Annotated in this window: 9 protein-coding genes; 4 read left to right on the top strand and 5 right to left on the bottom strand. The window is 69.1% G+C overall.

Translation table 11 applies throughout. From position 1 onward, the window contains the following. Window positions 1–119: 119 nt before the first annotated feature. From sbnB to ABZ208_RS30485, 4 genes are read right to left on the bottom strand one after another with little or no spacing between them, the layout of a single operon-like run. Window positions 120–1,154, bottom strand: a complete 1,035-nt coding sequence (gene sbnB / locus ABZ208_RS30500) for a 2,3-diaminopropionate biosynthesis protein SbnB (protein ID WP_356912680.1) — start codon at window positions 1,152–1,154, stop codon at window positions 120–122. Window positions 1,155–1,186: 32 nt separating this feature from the next. Further along, window positions 1,187–2,191 (bottom strand): TauD/TfdA family dioxygenase, encoded by a 1,005-nt coding sequence (locus tag ABZ208_RS30495; protein ID WP_356912679.1) that lies wholly within the window; start codon window positions 2,189–2,191, stop codon window positions 1,187–1,189. A 34-nt stretch (window positions 2,192–2,225) separates the two neighbouring features. Then, window positions 2,226–4,727 (bottom strand): amino acid adenylation domain-containing protein, encoded by a 2,502-nt coding sequence (locus ABZ208_RS30490; protein ID WP_356912678.1) that lies wholly within the window; start codon window positions 4,725–4,727, stop codon window positions 2,226–2,228. A 49-nt stretch (window positions 4,728–4,776) separates the two neighbouring features. Further along, complete coding sequence (locus ABZ208_RS30485; protein ID WP_356912677.1) at window positions 4,777–7,410, bottom strand: Pls/PosA family non-ribosomal peptide synthetase; 2,634 nt, start codon at window positions 7,408–7,410, stop codon at window positions 4,777–4,779. Window positions 7,411–8,019: 609 nt separating this feature from the next. Between ABZ208_RS30485 and sbnA the strand changes: the two genes are divergently transcribed. Together sbnA and ABZ208_RS30475 are read left to right on the top strand one after the other, a co-directional pair. Beyond that, window positions 8,020–9,006, top strand: a complete 987-nt coding sequence (sbnA, locus tag ABZ208_RS30480; protein WP_356912675.1) for a 2,3-diaminopropionate biosynthesis protein SbnA — start codon at window positions 8,020–8,022, stop codon at window positions 9,004–9,006. A gap of 1,215 nt (window positions 9,007–10,221) precedes the next feature. Further along, the gene (locus tag ABZ208_RS30475) at window positions 10,222–10,563 is read left to right on the top strand and encodes an MMPL family transporter (RefSeq protein WP_356912674.1); all 342 of its coding nucleotides are present in this window, start codon (window positions 10,222–10,224) and stop codon (window positions 10,561–10,563) included. Window positions 10,564–10,636: 73 nt separating this feature from the next. Here the strand turns inward: ABZ208_RS30475 and ABZ208_RS30470 are convergent, their stop codons facing one another. Continuing rightward, a complete protein-coding gene (locus ABZ208_RS30470) occupies window positions 10,637–10,867 on the bottom strand; it encodes a helix-turn-helix transcriptional regulator (RefSeq protein ID WP_356912673.1) in 231 nt (76 codons plus the stop codon). A 494-nt stretch (window positions 10,868–11,361) separates the two neighbouring features. Here ABZ208_RS30470 and ABZ208_RS30465 point away from each other — a divergent pair, with 494 nt between their 5' ends. Both ABZ208_RS30465 and ABZ208_RS30460 read left to right on the top strand, forming a co-directional pair. After that, window positions 11,362–13,794: a SpoIIE family protein phosphatase gene (locus ABZ208_RS30465; protein ID WP_356912672.1), complete on the top strand. Its 2,433-nt coding sequence runs from the start codon at window positions 11,362–11,364 to the stop codon at window positions 13,792–13,794. A gap of 921 nt (window positions 13,795–14,715) precedes the next feature. Next, window positions 14,716–15,667 (top strand): DUF6777 domain-containing protein (locus ABZ208_RS30460; RefSeq protein ID WP_356912671.1); only part of this gene is annotated, 952 nt, incomplete at its 3' end.

Raw genomic sequence — 15,667 nt, 5'->3', positions numbered from 1 at the left:
GGCACCGCACAGACATCCGTCGATGCCTGCCCCAGCCGCCGAGCACCCTGCTTCCAACCTTCGGCAGCGGGTACGACAGCCCGTTGGCCTCCTCCACCGCGGCAGGGTGCTGGGGGCGGTCATCCGTGCCGGCTCAGGTCGTGGAAGAAGTCCTCGATGACGTGGAGCTGCCCGGAGCGGACCGTCTCGTCGTGGACGTATTTGCCGACGGCGAGGTCGAGTACTCCGAGGCCGAAGGGTGAGAACACCAGGGGCCGGTCGGCGGGGGGTGTCACTCGTCGGCTCATGACGTCGGCGAGTGTGCCGTTCAGGAAGTCCCGGTTGCCGGTGAGCTGTTCGGCCAGGTGCGGTGAGGTGTTGGCTTTGAGGCAGTGTTCGACGTCGTCGACGATGTTGGTCGAGGCCAGGATGATCTCGGGTGCGAGGTCGCGCAGGGACACGTGCAGGACAAGGGGGTTGTGGTTGAACCATGTCGGGTCGCTGATGTGTGGTTCGCCGGCGATGGTGGCGAAGACGACGAGGTCGCTGGAGCGGATGAGTTCCTCGGCACCGTCGTGCACGGTGATCTGCCCGCCGGCGCCGGTCTGCTGGAGGTAGTCGCGGAAGCCTGCGGCGCTGTCGGCGGACAGGTCGTGGACGCCCGTCTCGTCGAAGGACCAGCCCACGGCAGTCAGGAAGGTGTGGATGTAGCGGGCGATCAGGCCCGTGCCGAAGAACCCGATGCGGGTGGGGCGTTGCCGGTTGCGGGTGAGGTAATCGGTGGCCAGTGCCGCGGATGCGGCGGTTCTGGTGGCGCTGATGATGGAGCTTTCCAGGCAGGCGAAGGGGTAGCCGGTGTCGTGGTCGTTGAGGATGAGCACGGCCGAGGCACGCGGGATGCCGGCCCGGACGTTGTCGGGGAAGCTGGAGATCCATTTGACGCCGTCGACGCGCACCTGGCCGCCGATCGAGGCGGGCAGGGCGATGATCCGGGAGGAGGGACGGTCGGGGAAGCGCAGGAAGTAGGAGGGGGGGTTGACCGACTCTCCGGCGGCGTGCAGCTGGTAGGTGGCCTCGATGAGGTCCACGATCTGCTTTTCCCGGTCCTTGAGGGCGTGCTGGACCTGGGCGCCGGAAATCACGGCGAACGGTGGCACGGTGGGCGGCTGAGACATGGGGGGCTGCGTGGCGGGAGGGCGCTGGGCGGTCATCGGGGGCTCACCTCGGGGGTCGGCGTGCAGTCGGTCAGGTGCAGCGGCTCGGCCATGGCAACGAGTACTTCGCGGGGTCCCTGGTAGGCCTCCCTGCTGTGGGCGGTGCGCAGGTTGTCCACGAGCATGAGGTCGCCTGACTGCCATGGTTCGCGGGTGGTGTGGGCGGTGTAGGTGTCGTTCAGGAGCCGGATGATGTCCTCGCCGATCGGATCGCCTTCGCCGAAGCGGGTGTTGAACGGCAGGTGGTCGGCGCCGTGGATGTCGGTGAGGTACTCGCGGATTTCGGGTTCGATCGTCCACTCGTTGAGGAAGGCGATCTGGTTGAACCAGCAGCGGCGGCCGGTGACCGGGTGGGCCGTCACGGCGGGGCGGCGCTGGCGGGTGCGCAGGCTGCCGTCGCTCTGCCATGCGAAGTCGATGGCGTGGGTGCGGCAGTAGTCCTCGATGGCGGTGCGGTCGTCGGTGCCGAAGGCCTCGGTGCAGGAGACGCCGATCTCGTCGTTGTAGGTGCGGGTGAGCAGCCAGCCTTCCTGTTCGAAACGGTGGACCAGCTCGGAGGGCAGTGCTTGAAGGACGGCGGAGGCATCGGCGATGGCGGTGGCTCCGCCGGTGGTGGGTGCGGTCAGGCAGGCGAACAGCATCAGGCCGGGGGGCCGGAGGGTGTAGCTGAGTTCGTGGTGCATGCACATCGGCTGGTTCGCCGGCCATGCCGAGGAGGAGTACACGCCCGGGGTGTAGGTCCGGCGGGGCGCGAAGGCTTCCTTGTCGGTCATTGGAGCCGGGGCCAGGTGCTGGAGGACGGCACTGGCCTGGTCCGCGTCGCGCAGGTGCAGGCCGCGGATGAGGAGTGCGCCGTGTTCGGTGACGAGGGTGCGCAGCGCGTGGTGGTGTTCGTCCGCCCAGGCCGGCGCGTCGTCGGGGGTGTCGGTGTGCAGGATCGGGGGTTTGCCGGGGTGCAGGTCCGCCTCTAGCAGGGACGCCGGCATCGGGTGCGGCATGGTGCTTTTCCTTTCGATGTGGTTGAGGAGGAGGTCAGTGGTCCGGTTGCGTGGCGCTGGGTCCGTTGTCGACCAGGGCGGCGAGGTCGGTGAGGACCGGGTGTGCGGTGACGTCCCCCAGGGTCACGGCGCGGTCCAGGGCGATGGCGAGCTTCACCGCCGAGAGGGAGGTGCCGCCGCGGTCGAAGAAGTGGTCGCGGCGTCCGATGCTCTCCGGTGGGACGCTGAGGACGTGTCCCCAGGCGGCCGCCAGCCGCTGCTCCGTCGGTGTGGCCGGCGGCTCGTGGTCGTCCTCGGTGGTGCCGAGTTCCGCGGCGAGCGCCACCAGCGCCTTCTTGTCGATCTTGCTGTTGGCGGTCAGCGGCAGGCTTTCGCGCCAGTGGAAGGCGGAGGGGACCATGTAGGCGGGCAGCGACACGGCCAGCCGGTCGGTAAGGGCCTGGGCGTCGAGGGGCTTGGGGCCGCAGTAGAAGGCGACGAGGTGCTTGCTCCGGTCGGCGCGTTCGGCCACCACCACCGCGCCGTCGCGGATGCCGGGGAGGCGCAGCAGGGTGTTCTCGATCTCGCCGATCTCGATCCGGAACCCGCGGATCTTGACCTGGGCGTCGCGGCGGCCGAGGAACTCCAGCTTCCCCGAAGGGTGCCAGCGGCCGTAGTCGCCGCCGAGGTAGAGGCGCATGCCTTCGCGGTGCGGATCGGCCAGGTAGGCCGCCTGTGTGCGTTCGGGGTCGTTGATGTAGCCGCGGCCGACACAGACTCCGGAGAACGCGATCACACCCGGGGCACCCAGTGGCACCGGTGTGAGGTGTTCGTCGACGACGTAGATGTGCACGTTGTTGACCGGGCGGCCGAGCAGGATGTGCTCCGGGGCCCGGTCCATGACGTCGTGGTTGGTGTCGTCGGAGGTCTCGGTGAGCCCGTAGGCGTTGACCAGTTGGATCTGGGGCTGGGCGGTGAACCAGCGCTCGGCGAGTTCCTTCTTCAGCGCCTCGCCGGTGACCGACACGTACCGCAGGCCGGGCAGCGTGCGGGGGCGCTGTTCGAGCTCGGTCAGGAGGGCTTCGAGGTAGGAGGGCACGACCTGCAGGACGTTGACCTTGCCGTCGGTGATGGTGTCGAGGAAGCGGGGGGCGTCGAGGATGACGTCCTGTTCAACCAGCAGGGTCCGCCCGCCGACCAGCAGGGCACAGAGAAGCTGCCACAGGGAGATGTCGAAGCACTGCGGCGCGGTCTGGGCCACCACCTGCCCCTCGCCGACCTTCAGGTCGTCGATCTTGGCGTAGAGGTGGTTGAGCATGCCCGCGTGTTCACACATCGCGCCCTTCGGCGCGCCCGTGGAGCCGGAGGTGAAGTAGATGTAGGCGAGCTGGTCGGGCGTGACGTGGATGCCGGGATCATCGTCGGAGTGGTCTTCTTCGTAGGCCTCCTCGACGAAGAGCCTCTCGACTGCGGGCAGAGAGTCGAGTGCCTGGTCGAGGGTGGTGGTGCTACCGGGTTCGGTCAGTACCAGGGTGCATTGGGCGCGGGAGAGGGTGGCAGCGATGCGTTCGGCCGGGAAGTGCGGCTCGATGGGGAGGTAGACACCTCCGGCTTTGAAGACCGCGATGACGGCTGCCAGCCAGTTGAGGTTGCGTTCGGTCACCACCGCTACGACGTCCTCGCGGCCAAGGCCCCGCGCGAGCAGGGCGCGGGCCAGCGTGTTTGCCCGGGCGTTGAGCTCCGCGTAGGTCCACTGCCTCTCGGCGTGCACGGCGGCGACAGCATCCGGATGCATCCGCACCCGGTCCTCGAACAGCTCGTGCACCCGCGCACTCGGCAACTTGCGGACCGGTCCGGCCAGTTGCTCGAGCTGGAACCGCAGTTCTTGGTCGGACAGCAGGCTCTGGCGTGCGTGTTCGGCATCGGGGTCGGCGGCGATCAGCGCGAGCGCGGTCAGGTGATAGCCGGCGATACGGGCGGCGCTGCCGGCGTCGAGCATCTCGGTGCGGTAGCACAGCCGCAGTACGAGCCGGCCGTCGTGGTGAACGATGCCCACCCGCAGCGCGGTGTCCCCGGTGAGGTCGCCGCCGGCACCGGTGGGATCGAAGACGGTCTCGAACGACGGCCCGGTCAGGCCCAGTTCGCGTCTCAGGGCGTCGATGTCCTCCGCCGGGACGTCCTGGTGTGCCAGCAGTTCCGCGGCGGCCTGGTGGGTGTGGTGCAGCAGTTGGCGCCACGAGGCGGGTGCGGTGGTCAGCCGGCACGGCAGCAGGGTGCCGCCCTCAGTGGTGTAGCCGGTGGTGATCTCCTGTTCGCCGGACAGTGCCGCGATCACCTTGGCATGCGCGGCCAGCAGGACCGAACTGAGCGGCACCGCCAGCTCGCCCGCCAGCCGGAGCAGCCCGGTCACGGTGTGGTCGGGGGCCGGTGTCTCGTACTGGCCCACTCCGGTCACCGGGTGGGGGGTGAAGCGCGGGGCGGGGGTGAAACCGCCCGCTTTCAGTACGCCGCGCCAGTACTCCCGGTCCGTCTCCCTGCGCCTCGGTTGCGTTGCCATCGGGTTCGTTTTCCTTTGCTTGTTGCCGGTGCCGCGGTGTCAGTTGCCGTCAGTTGCCGCGTGCCGGGGCGGCGTGGGCGGGGTTGTGTCCGTGGCGGGTCTCAAGGCGGGTTTTGCTGTCCGGCATTTCCCGTGCCGGGTTGCCTCCCCACTGGGCGTTCGGGGGGATTTCCTCGCCTTTCATGAGGAAGGAGTCGGGGGCGAGCAGGACGCCGTCGCCGATCGTCACGCCGTAGTGGACGAAGGCGCCGACCCCGAGGGTGCTGCGGGCGCCGAGGGCGCTGCGGTCGGACTTGAAGGCGCCGTCCTCCTGCGAGTGGCACTGGATCACGGTGTTGGCGTTCAGCGTGCTGTCGTCGCCGATGGTGACGAGGGTGCGCTCCGGCATGGAGCAGCCGTCGTCGAAGACCCGCTTGCCGATCCGGGCGCCCAGCAGCCGCCAGACCGTGTTCTTGAACGGGGTGCCGTTGAAGATCTGGAGGTGATCGCTCGAAGCCATCTTCCAGAAGCGTTCATGCCGCCAGAAGGAGGGCTCGTAGATCGAGCAGTACAGCGGCTTCTGGGGCTTGAATCCCGTGACGGCCCGTTCGAACAGCGCGAAGAAAACAACCGTGAACGCGAGGGTGAGGACACTGGCCAGCGCGAACGCCGGAGCACCGATCGCGGGCTGGAGGTCGACTGCGGCCATCGTGAGGAGAGTGATCACGAAGACATGGGTCCACCGCACCAGCAGAAACAGGCCGGCGGTGGCGGCATTGTGCTTGTTCTTGGCGGCCAGCCGGCGGCGCAGCTCGTCGCCGGTCTCAAGGTGGCTGAACTGGTTGTCACGCATCACCGTGCGCGGGATCTCGAAGCTGGGTGAGCCCAGCAGGCCCACGCCCTCTCGCACCGGTCCGTCGATGGGGACCATGACCTTCGTCGCGAGCAGGCAGTTGTCGCCGGTCCTGCCCTGCGAGGGGTAGGCGATGTTGTTCCCGAGGAAGTTGCGGGGCCCGATCGAGGTGCGGGACACGCAGAAGGACGTGCTGGAGAAGTCGGCGTTCATGATGGACAGCCCGTCGGCGACCATCGTCTTGCTTCCCACAGAGCTCAGGTACGGACTCTCGTGCTTGACCATCGTGCCGAAGTTCGATCCGGTCTGCTCGATGCGGGACAGGTCGTATCCGAGGTAGCGCAGGTAGTGCACGATGCCGGAGCTGTCGCCGAAGAGAGTGGTGAAGAACTTCCTGTTGGTCAGCAGTGCGATCGCCCGGTGGATGCCGTAGTGGAAGCCGTACAGCGGATAGACCTTGCCGGGCTTGATGGCCCGGTTGAGCAGGCGCGGCACGGTGCTCACGACGAGGAGTCCGGCGAGCAAGGAGCCGATGAAGACGACCAGGGAAGCAGCCAGCGCATCGGCATAGAACGCCGCGCTGGTGAAGGAGGCCGGCTCCGGGTTCACGAGCGCATGCAGCTGCGGGATCTCGGTGAGCAGTACGCTCGCGCCGCCCATCGCCAGCGGCAGGTACACCACCAGGATGTTCAGCAGCTGCAGGACGCAGTAGACGGCCCTTTTGGAGGTGGAGCAGTCGGCGGGGGCGACCCTCCGGTAGTCCACCTCGGTCGGCTGCGCCGGCGAGCCGTGCCGGCGTTCACCGGCGGGCACCACCTGGCCGGTGTGCAGGGAAGAGGCGTGCCCCAGCTGGGACCCGTCGCCCATCGAGGTCTCGATGTCGATGACCGTGTGCTCGCTGACGAGCACGTTGGTGCCGAGGGTGACCGGGCCGGTCTGGATCAGGCCGGCGTGGGCGCGGTAACCGGAGATGAGCACGTCCTTGCAGATGAGCGTGCCCTCCTTGATGGTGAGCAGGTCGGTGCAGACCGGGATCGTGCGGGAGAGGAACGTGACGCCTTTCCCTATCCGCGCGCCCAGTGCCCTCAGGTAGAGCACGTAGAGCGGCGAGCCGGCGAACAGGCGCAGGGGGCTGGTGCGGATCAGGGTCTTGACGACCCAGAAGCGCAGGTAGCCCATGCTCCACACAGGGATTTCCCGGGCCTTCCAGCGCCCGATGAGCGTCCACTTGGCCAGGATGGGCAGGGTGCACAGGCCCAGGAAGCCCGCGCCGGCGGCCAGGACCGAGCGCAGGTAGGAGTCGAGCAGGCCGGAGCCGCCGGAGATCCACTCGTAGCCTGCGACGGCGCCGAAGGCGGCGAGGCAGGAATAACCCAGGAAGATCAGGAACTGCAGCGTTCCGCAGACGATGTAGCGCCGTGTGGCGGCCGATGCCGGCACCTCGACCCGCGCCGCCGCCTCGGTCGGTGCCCCGGCGTCGGTCGGTGTCTGCGCCGGCGCCGGCACCTGCGCAGCCGGGGCCGGGGAGGGGGCGGGGATGGGCGCGGCCTCGGCGAGCGCGGTGGCCAGGCTCCGGATGGTGGGGTGCCGGTAGATGTCCTTCATCGACACCGTCGGCAGGTCCGCCCGCTTCCTGACTCTGGCGCAGAACTGGGCCATCACCAGGGAATCGGCGCCCAGGTCGTTGAAGAAGTGACTGTCGGCCGGCACCTGCTCGACGCGCACGACGCCGGCCAGCACCTCGGCCAGAAGCCTCTCGGTTCCGGTCGCCGGGCAGGTCGCCCCGCCGTCCTGGAGGGTCGATGTGTCAGCCGGATCGGCCGTCAAGACCTCGACAGATTTCCCTGGCACGTGAACTCCTTGAAGACGTTTCGGTCAGCCGGTCGGCCGGCGCGGACGGATTCGTGATTCGTGATGCCCGCCTCTCCAGTAGGCCCGGCCGGGGAGTTCCTGTCCTGCCCCTGAATTTCGGGGCTTGACTCAACACACCGGTCTTGATAGCCCGATCGCTCTGCCGGTCATCGCCTTCGGTTCCCTTGCTTCCTGTGCGCGTCGCCCGGCCTACGACCGCGTATCACAGGCACTCGTTCAATCCGCGGGGAAATCGCCCGGGAATTGCGTTGACCGCCCCGTCCGGCCCAGCGTTTTCCGGTGCGGGGACCGGATACCCCCCGGTGGGGCAGTGACGGGCGGGACACGGTTGTGGCCAGGCCCGGAAGCTGCGGATGAGCCTGGCGCCGGTGGTCGGCCCAGCCCCTCCCCCGGACACGGCAACGGCCACATATGTGCGAACAAGGGGCGTGTCAAGTCCCGAATTTCGGTGGCATGACAAGGCTGCTCCGATTCGGGCGTACTGGAGGTGTTCCGGCGAGTCGCAACTCGCCGCCGAAATTCCTCCCCGGGCCGCATCGAGACGGAACAGCGGCCGGGAGGCACCAAGCCGCAGCCGAGGAGACGACCATGCCCGTCATATCCGTTCCCCAGGCCTTCAACGAGGACGACCTCTACGTCGACCTTGAGGGAATCTTCGGGAAGTCACTGTTCCTCAAGTGCGAGGGCTTCAATTTCGCCGGCTCGATCAAACTCAAGGCCGCCACCGAGATGGTCGAGGCCGCCGAACGCGACGGCCTGCTGACCCCCGACTCGGTCCTGGTCGAGTCGTCCTCGGGCAACCTGGGCGTGGCCCTGAGCATGATCGCAGCCAGCAAGGGCTACCAGTTCCTGTGCGTGACCGACTCCCGCTGCAACCTGTCGACCAGGATGATGATCGAGGCCCTGGGTGGCCAGGTCCACATCATCACCGAGCCCGACCCGGCCGGCGGCTTCCTCGGCGCGCGCATCGACCACGTCCGCGCCCTGTGCGCCTCCGACGACCGCTATGTGTGGCTCAACCAGTACACCAACCCCAGCAACGGCATGGCCCACTACCGCAGGACCGCCCCGGCCATCGCCCGGCAGTTCCCGGACCTGGATGTGCTGTTCGTCGGGGCCGGCACCACCGGGACCCTGATGGGCTGCGCACGCTACTTCCGCGAGTGGCACCGACCGGTGCGCATCGTGGCCGTCGACAGCGTGGGCTCTGTGACCTTCGGGGGCGCCGCGGGCCGGCGGATGATTCCGGGCCTTGGCACCAGCAGGCGTCCGCCGCTGCTGGACGAGTCCTATGTCGACGATGTGGTGTGCGTGGCGGAGGCCGACACCATCCGGGCCTGTCACCAGCTGGCCAGGCGTGGGTTCGTGTTCGGGGGTTCCACCGGCACGGTGGTCAGCGGCGCGATGGACTGGCTGGCCCGGCAGGAGGGACGGGAGCTGACCGCGGTGGCCATCGCCCCGGACCTGGGTGAGCGGTATCTGGAGACCATCTACCAGACCAACTGGGTACAGGACCTGTACGGCGAGGACGCCCTCCGCCCCCAGACGCTGGCCACCGCATCCCAGGCAGCCTGACCCGTTGCTGAGACACCGCACACGGTGAAGCCCTCGCACATCGCAAAGGCCCAGCGGGCACAGGCCCCTCTGACGACGTGCCGCTCGCCCTTCGCGCGGGACGTGCGGTCCCCGGGCCCTCACCGGCCTACGCGCGGCCGCAGTCCCTTCGGCCGCCGGAGGCGCCGCCCCGTGCGGCGGCCCTGACGCACCCCTTCGGTGACGGCTTGTCCCGCCCCGTGCGGCAGTGCGGAGCGCGCCGGCTGTGTGCCCACCCAGTACCCACCGAGTTCAGCGCCGTCTTGTCCCGTTGAGCGTCCTGCCGCCGGAAAACCGCGTACACGTGGCGCCCGCAGAGGCAACAGCGCTTCGCGTGCCGGCATGCGCGCCTGCCGTTCTGCCCACCGATATCGTCCGGCAGCGGCAAGAGACGTCGCCGCCGCCGGGGCGCGGGCCGGCGTTGCCCTGGCCGCGCCTTGGTCGTACCGGGTCTGCCGGACGGCCACCCGTGGGGCCCGAGTACGTACTTTCCCGGCCTCTCGTCAAAAGACGAAAGCCGGGACCACGGCCTCGCGCACACACCAGGCACAGTGGCGATCGACCGCCCGCTGCGACCGCAGGAGCGAAACGCCAACGAGCCGGAGGCTCGAATGTTCCGCTGGACAGGAGAGGTTGCGTCCCGTCGTCCCCGACCCGTCCTCCTCGCGGCGCTCGTTCTCCTCATGCTGTCCGTGGTGCTCGGTTCGGGAGCGAGTGGCCGGCTGAGAAGCCGCAGGGGCACGACGGTCCCCGTTCCGACTCAGCTTCGCGGCCCACGTGAGGGCCGAGCGCTTCGGAGCGTTGCCGAACCTGGTCGTCGTCGGGCGGGCAGGTGCGGGGCGGCTTTGTTGACGACGCCGCTGCCCGGGGCGCGCGCGAGAACCTGACCCAGGCGCCTCACAGCGCAGCCACACGTGTGCGCCGTGACCTCGCACGGGACGGGTGCGGCCCGGTTGCACAGCCGTGGCATGGCCGCGCGGCCATGTTGCTCGCGCGTGTGGACGGTGACGGCGAGCAGCCCGGTCCGCGGGTCAAGCGGTTGCGTGAGGCGCCGACGACTCCCGGCTCGTCCGCTGCCGATCGTCCGCCCGGTCGGCATAGGTGGCCCTGAAGGTGCACGTGGGGGGACCGGCTCACCGATGCCGGGATCCAGGACCTCTCGGTCTCCGACCTGAAGCCGGCGCCGGGACGCTGTTGGTGCCGGGCGTTCTCGGCGGTGTCACCGGTGTGCCAGTGTTCGCGCTGAACCTGACCACGGCGCTCGGCCTGGGCTGGGGCTGGGGCTGGGTATCGGCTACGGGCCGGCGTGAGGAGATCGCCGAGGGGGACGGTCCGCGTCACGCCGCCATGCGCACCGTGCGCACCGCGGGCCGCACGATCGTCTTCAGTGCTGCGACGGTCTGTGCCGTGCCGGCGACGCTGCTGGTGCTCCCGCCGCACTTCCCTCGGACCTTCGCGGTCCGAAAGCGGTGTCACGGCCCTGGCGTACCGCTGCTCACCGGTCCGGGCCGAGGTGGGGAACTCGGCCCGGGCCGGTGAGCAGCCGCGGTGCAGCGCGGCGTGTGCAGGGGCGCCGGATCGCTTGGCGGTTTCCCGCTCGGGTGGGTGGGCGTCACAGTCCCAGGGAGATGGCCAGTCGGGTGAGTTCGGCCGTGCTGTTGATGTTCAGCTTGGCTCGGATACGGCGCAGATAGGCGTCGACCGTGTGCTTGGAGAGCCCCATGTGGCGGGCCGTTTGCATGTAGGTGCGCCCTGCGGCGATATGTCGCAGTGTCTCCTTCTCACGCGGAGCCAGCGCAGATGCGGGGCGTTCGGCGTACGGGGTGGTGAGTGTGAGGCTCATGAGACTTCCTCCGAAGGATCGGCACGGTCATCACTGCTCACAAGCTCAGAACAGGGGATACATGCCTGATTGCTGCTATATGTCCGATATAAAGAGCCTGCCGGGGTGACTTCATGACGGTGTCCGCCACCTGTCACAGGCGTGTCACAGGGCACGTCCACCGGCGCGCCGCAGCGCGATCACAGCAAAGAGCCGTAGGGCCACGGAGATGATCTGCCGCCCCCGGTCAGCCTCCCGCGGCCCTCCCCAAGGGGACATACGCCTCTTTCGCGCAGGGAGGCCGGGGTTCGACGCGGGCGCCTGATCGCCGCCGGGGGCCGCAGGCACTGCAGGCCCGCTGCCGGGCGGCTTTCGAGCCGCCGGCCGCCTCCTGGGGCCTTGCCGGCAGCAGGGCCCCCTGTGACAGCGCTGCGTTGGTGCTCCGTGCCCCTCAGGATCATGCTTGTCAGGAGGGCCCCGGCCGTGCAGGTTCCCGAACGGCGAGATGAGCGGCGATGGAGCGACTTCCCACCCCTTCTGGTGAGCGGCCGAACGAGTCGGACGCCTCCCCCGAGTCGGCATACACGGCCACGGCCACCATCAATGAGCAGGGCATCGTGACGGAGTGGAGCGAAGGTGCCCGGCGGCTGCTCGGCTACGTGCACTCGGAGGTCGTGGGGCAGGCCGCTGCCCGACTGCTCGCCGAAGACGTCGGCGAGAGTGCGCGGCCGGATGCGGCCGGGCGGGAGAGGTGGAGCGGCACCGTGGAGTTGCGGCACCGGGACGGCCACCGGCTTCAGCGGGGACTGCTCGCGCACCGCCGGACGGCAACCGGCTCGGTCACCGAGTGGCTCGTGGTGTCTGCCGTGGCGGGCGAGGCGCGCACGCCTGGGGGCGAGGCGCTGAGGGAATGGGTGTTTCGCCAGTTCCCCGACATCCTGGCGGTCTTCGATGCGGACCTGCGGCTGGTGCGGGCCAACGCCGGCATGGAGCGTGCGCTTTCTTTCACCGAGGACCAGATGCGCGGGCTGCGCCTGCCGGAAATCGCGCCGCATCCCGTGAGTGAGGAGGCCGAGACGAAGATGCGCCTGGCACTGGAGAGCGGCGAGCAGCAGCACGTGGAGGCCTACATCCACCCCACGGGTGTCAGCGCGGAGCGCGGCTGGTCGACCTCCCTCGCCCCGCTGAAAGACTCCGGCGGCCGGGTGCTCGCCGTGTGCCTGGCGGCGCACTCCAGGTCCGGGGAGTACCTCGCCCGGCAGCGGATGCTCCTGCTGAACGACGCCGACGCCCGCATCGGCACCACCTCGGACATCCGGCGCACCGCGCAGGAACTTGCCGACGTCGCCGTCCCCCAGCTCGCGGACTTCGCCGCCGTCGACCTGCTGGATGCCACCCATCACGGCGGCGGGCCGCCCCCCGTCCCGTCGGCAGGGCCCATAACCATGGGCCGTGCCGCTGTGCGGTCGGTCCTCGAAGACAGCCCCGCGTCCTGGCTCGCGGCGGGAGAAAGGACCCTCTACCCGGCGCTGTCACCTGTGGCCCAGTGCCTGGCCCAAGGCCATGGCGCCCTTTACGAGGGGAGCGACCCCGCCATCGTCCAGTGGGCGGCCCAGGACCCCCAGGCCGCGTGGATCCGCGAGGTGGGGACACACTCGGTGATGGTGGTGCCGATGCGTGCCCGCGGCATCACGCTCGGCGTGGCCTTCTTCAGCCGTCACCAGTGCCAAGAGCCCTTCGGATCGGACGACCTGTGGCTGGCCGAGGAGCTCACGGCCAAGGCGGCCGTCAGCATCCACAACTCCCGCCGGTCCACCCGAGAGCGCACCACCACCATGACCCTGCAGCGCAGCCTGCTCCCCCATGCGCTGCCAGATCAGGCGGCACTCGAGATCGCCTCCCGCTATCTGCCCTCCGCCACCCAGGCCGGCGTGGGCGGCGACTGGTTCGACGTGATCGGGCTGTCCGGCGCGCGGGTGGCCCTCGTCGTGGGCGATGTGGTCGGCCACGGCATGCGTGCCTCCGCCACGATGGGCCGACTGCGCACCGCGGTGCGCACCCTGGCCGACGTCGACCTGCCGCCCGACGAGCTGCTCACCCACCTCGACGACCTCGTCATCCACCTGTCCGCCGACGAGGGCGGCACGGAAAACGCCGCCGAAACCGCCGGAGGCATCGGCACCACCTGCCTGTACGCGGTCTACGACCCGGTCTCCCGGCGCTGCACCCTCGCCCGGGCCGGCCACCCCCCGCCCGCCGTGGTCACCCCGGACGGCGCCGTTCGCTTCCTCGATGTCCCGGCCGGCCCGCCGCTGGGCCTGGGCGGCCTGCCGTTTGAGACCTTCGAGACCGAACTGCCTGAGGGCAGCCTCCTCGCCCTCTACACCGACGGTCTGCTCGAAGCCCGCGACCACGACATCGACGAAGCCCTGGACAGGATGTTCCAGGCCCTCGCCCGCCCCGCCCAGACGCTGGACACTGTCTGCGACAGGGTTCTCGCGGCCATGCTGACGCACCGCCCCGACGACGACATCGCCCTGCTCATCGCCCGCACCCGGGCCCTCCACGCCGACCGGGTCGCCGCCTGGGACCTGGCCTCCGACCCGGCCATCGTCGCCCAGGCCCGCAAGAGCGTCACCGACCAGCTGACGACGTGGGGACTGGACGACGCCGCCTTCATCACCGAACTGACGGTCAGCGAACTGGTCACCAATGCCATCCGCTACGGCCAGCCGCCCATCCAGCTACGGCTCATCCACGCGGACAGCACCCTGATCTGCGAGGTCTTCGACTCGAGCAACACCTCCCCGCACATGCGGCGCGCCCGGACCTTCGACGAAGGAGGGAGGGGCCTGCTGCTGGTCGCCCAGCTCGCCCAGCGCTGGGGCATCCGGCATGCCCTCATCGGCAAAACAGTCTGGGCCGAGCAGTCCCTTTCCGGGAACTGAGAACCGTCCAGGCCCCATCGCGCCGGGCCTCCCCCGCAAGCCGACCATCACCTCCGCCCAAAGGGACGCCGGAGCCCTCACGCCGTCGCAGACAGCGTCGTTCTTCCGCCCTCTGTCGGTGGAGGGGTGGTCTTCTTCGTATTCGTGCGCACCTTCCGGCCTGCCGGCCCGACCCCTTGCCCGACCAGCTTCGGCCATGTCCGATCCGCCGCCTGAGAACGGGACCAGGTCGTGGCGGCGATCGGGTAGGGCGTCGAGGCGAGCCGCCGCTGCCGCCCGGATTCTGAGCTCGGGCTGCTCGACCAAGTCGACACTCGGGTCACTTCACGTATCGGCTCAACAGGGGCTTCCGCCCCGGGCGGGTCCCGACAGGCGCCGGGTCATCCGGCCGTCTCGAGGATTACGCCACCCAGGAAGCCATGGCACGCGGCAATGGACACCGTCAGGCGGGCGCGATGCTCCATGGCGACGTCAAGAGGCCCGGAATCAGCGGCCCCTTTCCTCTATGGGGACGCCGTTCTCTGTCAAGTCCCGAAAGGTAGTGGCGTGACGCGATGGCAAGGCTCGGGCTTACTCGAGAGGCGGGCTTCGACAAAGCCGGTGGCCTCATGATCCGCGCCTCCCGGACATGGAGCGATAATTGACCGTAGGGAGGCGAATGAGAATGGTTTCTATTTCCGCAATATCTATGCGGTTGAGGAGAGTGCCGTGAGTTCCCTGCCTCCTTCGTCCGAACGCCCCACCGGCCCTCCCTCCGGTCCGCTGTCCGGCGGTGAGCAGCAGCTACCTCTGCCACCGGCCGGGCCACCGCCCCCAGCCGGGCCACCGCCTCCACCGGGGTCCACGGGTCCGCCCGGCGGACCGGATGAGCCAGGTCGGCGCCGCGGAGGACTGTCGCCCCGATGGCGGACGCGGAGGACTTTGCTGAGTGCCGGCACTGTGGTGGTCGGTGCCGCGATGGCGCTGATCCTCACCGTCACCCTCCCCAGCGGGAAAAAGGGCGGTGGGGAGATCTTCCTCCAGACCGCCGCCGCGGCCGGCCCTGATCCGTTCACCCCGTCGACCAGCATCCAGGACAAGGACGCCGCGGCCTCGTCCGCAAATGCGTCATCGGCCGGCGCGGAGGGCGGCACAGGCACCCTCGTCGTCAAAGGTTCCCACCCGGGACTGTACGGCGGTACGAAGAACGTCGCGAGCTGTGACGTCGAGAAGCAGGTCAAGTTCCTCACGCAGAACAGCGACAAAGCGCAGGCCTTCGCCGGCGCCCTCAACATCCGGAAGTCCGAAATCCCCCGGTACATGGGGTCTCTGACGCCGACTCGGCTGGTCTGGGACACGCGCGTTACGAACCACGGGTACAAGAGCGGCGCGGCCACCAGCTACCAGGCCATCCTGCAGGCCGGCACGGCCGTCCTCATCGACGACCGCGGCGTTCCGCGTGTCCGCTGCGCATGCGGCAACCCTCTGACTCCGCCCGTCGCCGGCGAGGGCAAGCAGAAATTCACCGGCAGGCAGTGGTCGTCGTTCCGGCCCTCCAACCTCGTTGTGGTCACACCTACCGAGAAGCCCATGAAGGCCGTGACGATGTTCGACCAGGAGCGCAAGGGCTGGTTCCAGCGCCCGAGCGGCGACCTCTTGGGCAAGAGTGACGACGAGGTTCCCACCCCGAAGGGCCAGCCTGCCGAAACGCCGTTCCCTGTCCTGCCCCCTCCTGCATCGCCAGAGGAGCACCACGACAAGAAGGAGGAGTCTCCGGACAAGGACCAGCCGAAGGACGAGCCCAAGGACGACGACACAAAGAAGGACAACGACCAGCCCAAGGACCAGCCCAAGGACGACGACACAAAGAAGGACAACGACCAGCCCAAGGACC

Source organism: Streptomyces sp. NPDC006208, from assembly GCF_040613775.1.
GTDB lineage: Bacteria > Actinomycetota > Actinomycetes > Streptomycetales > Streptomycetaceae > Streptomyces.
The sequence above is the reverse complement of the archived record's forward strand: the minus strand, read 5'-3'. Positions and strand labels throughout refer to the sequence as shown.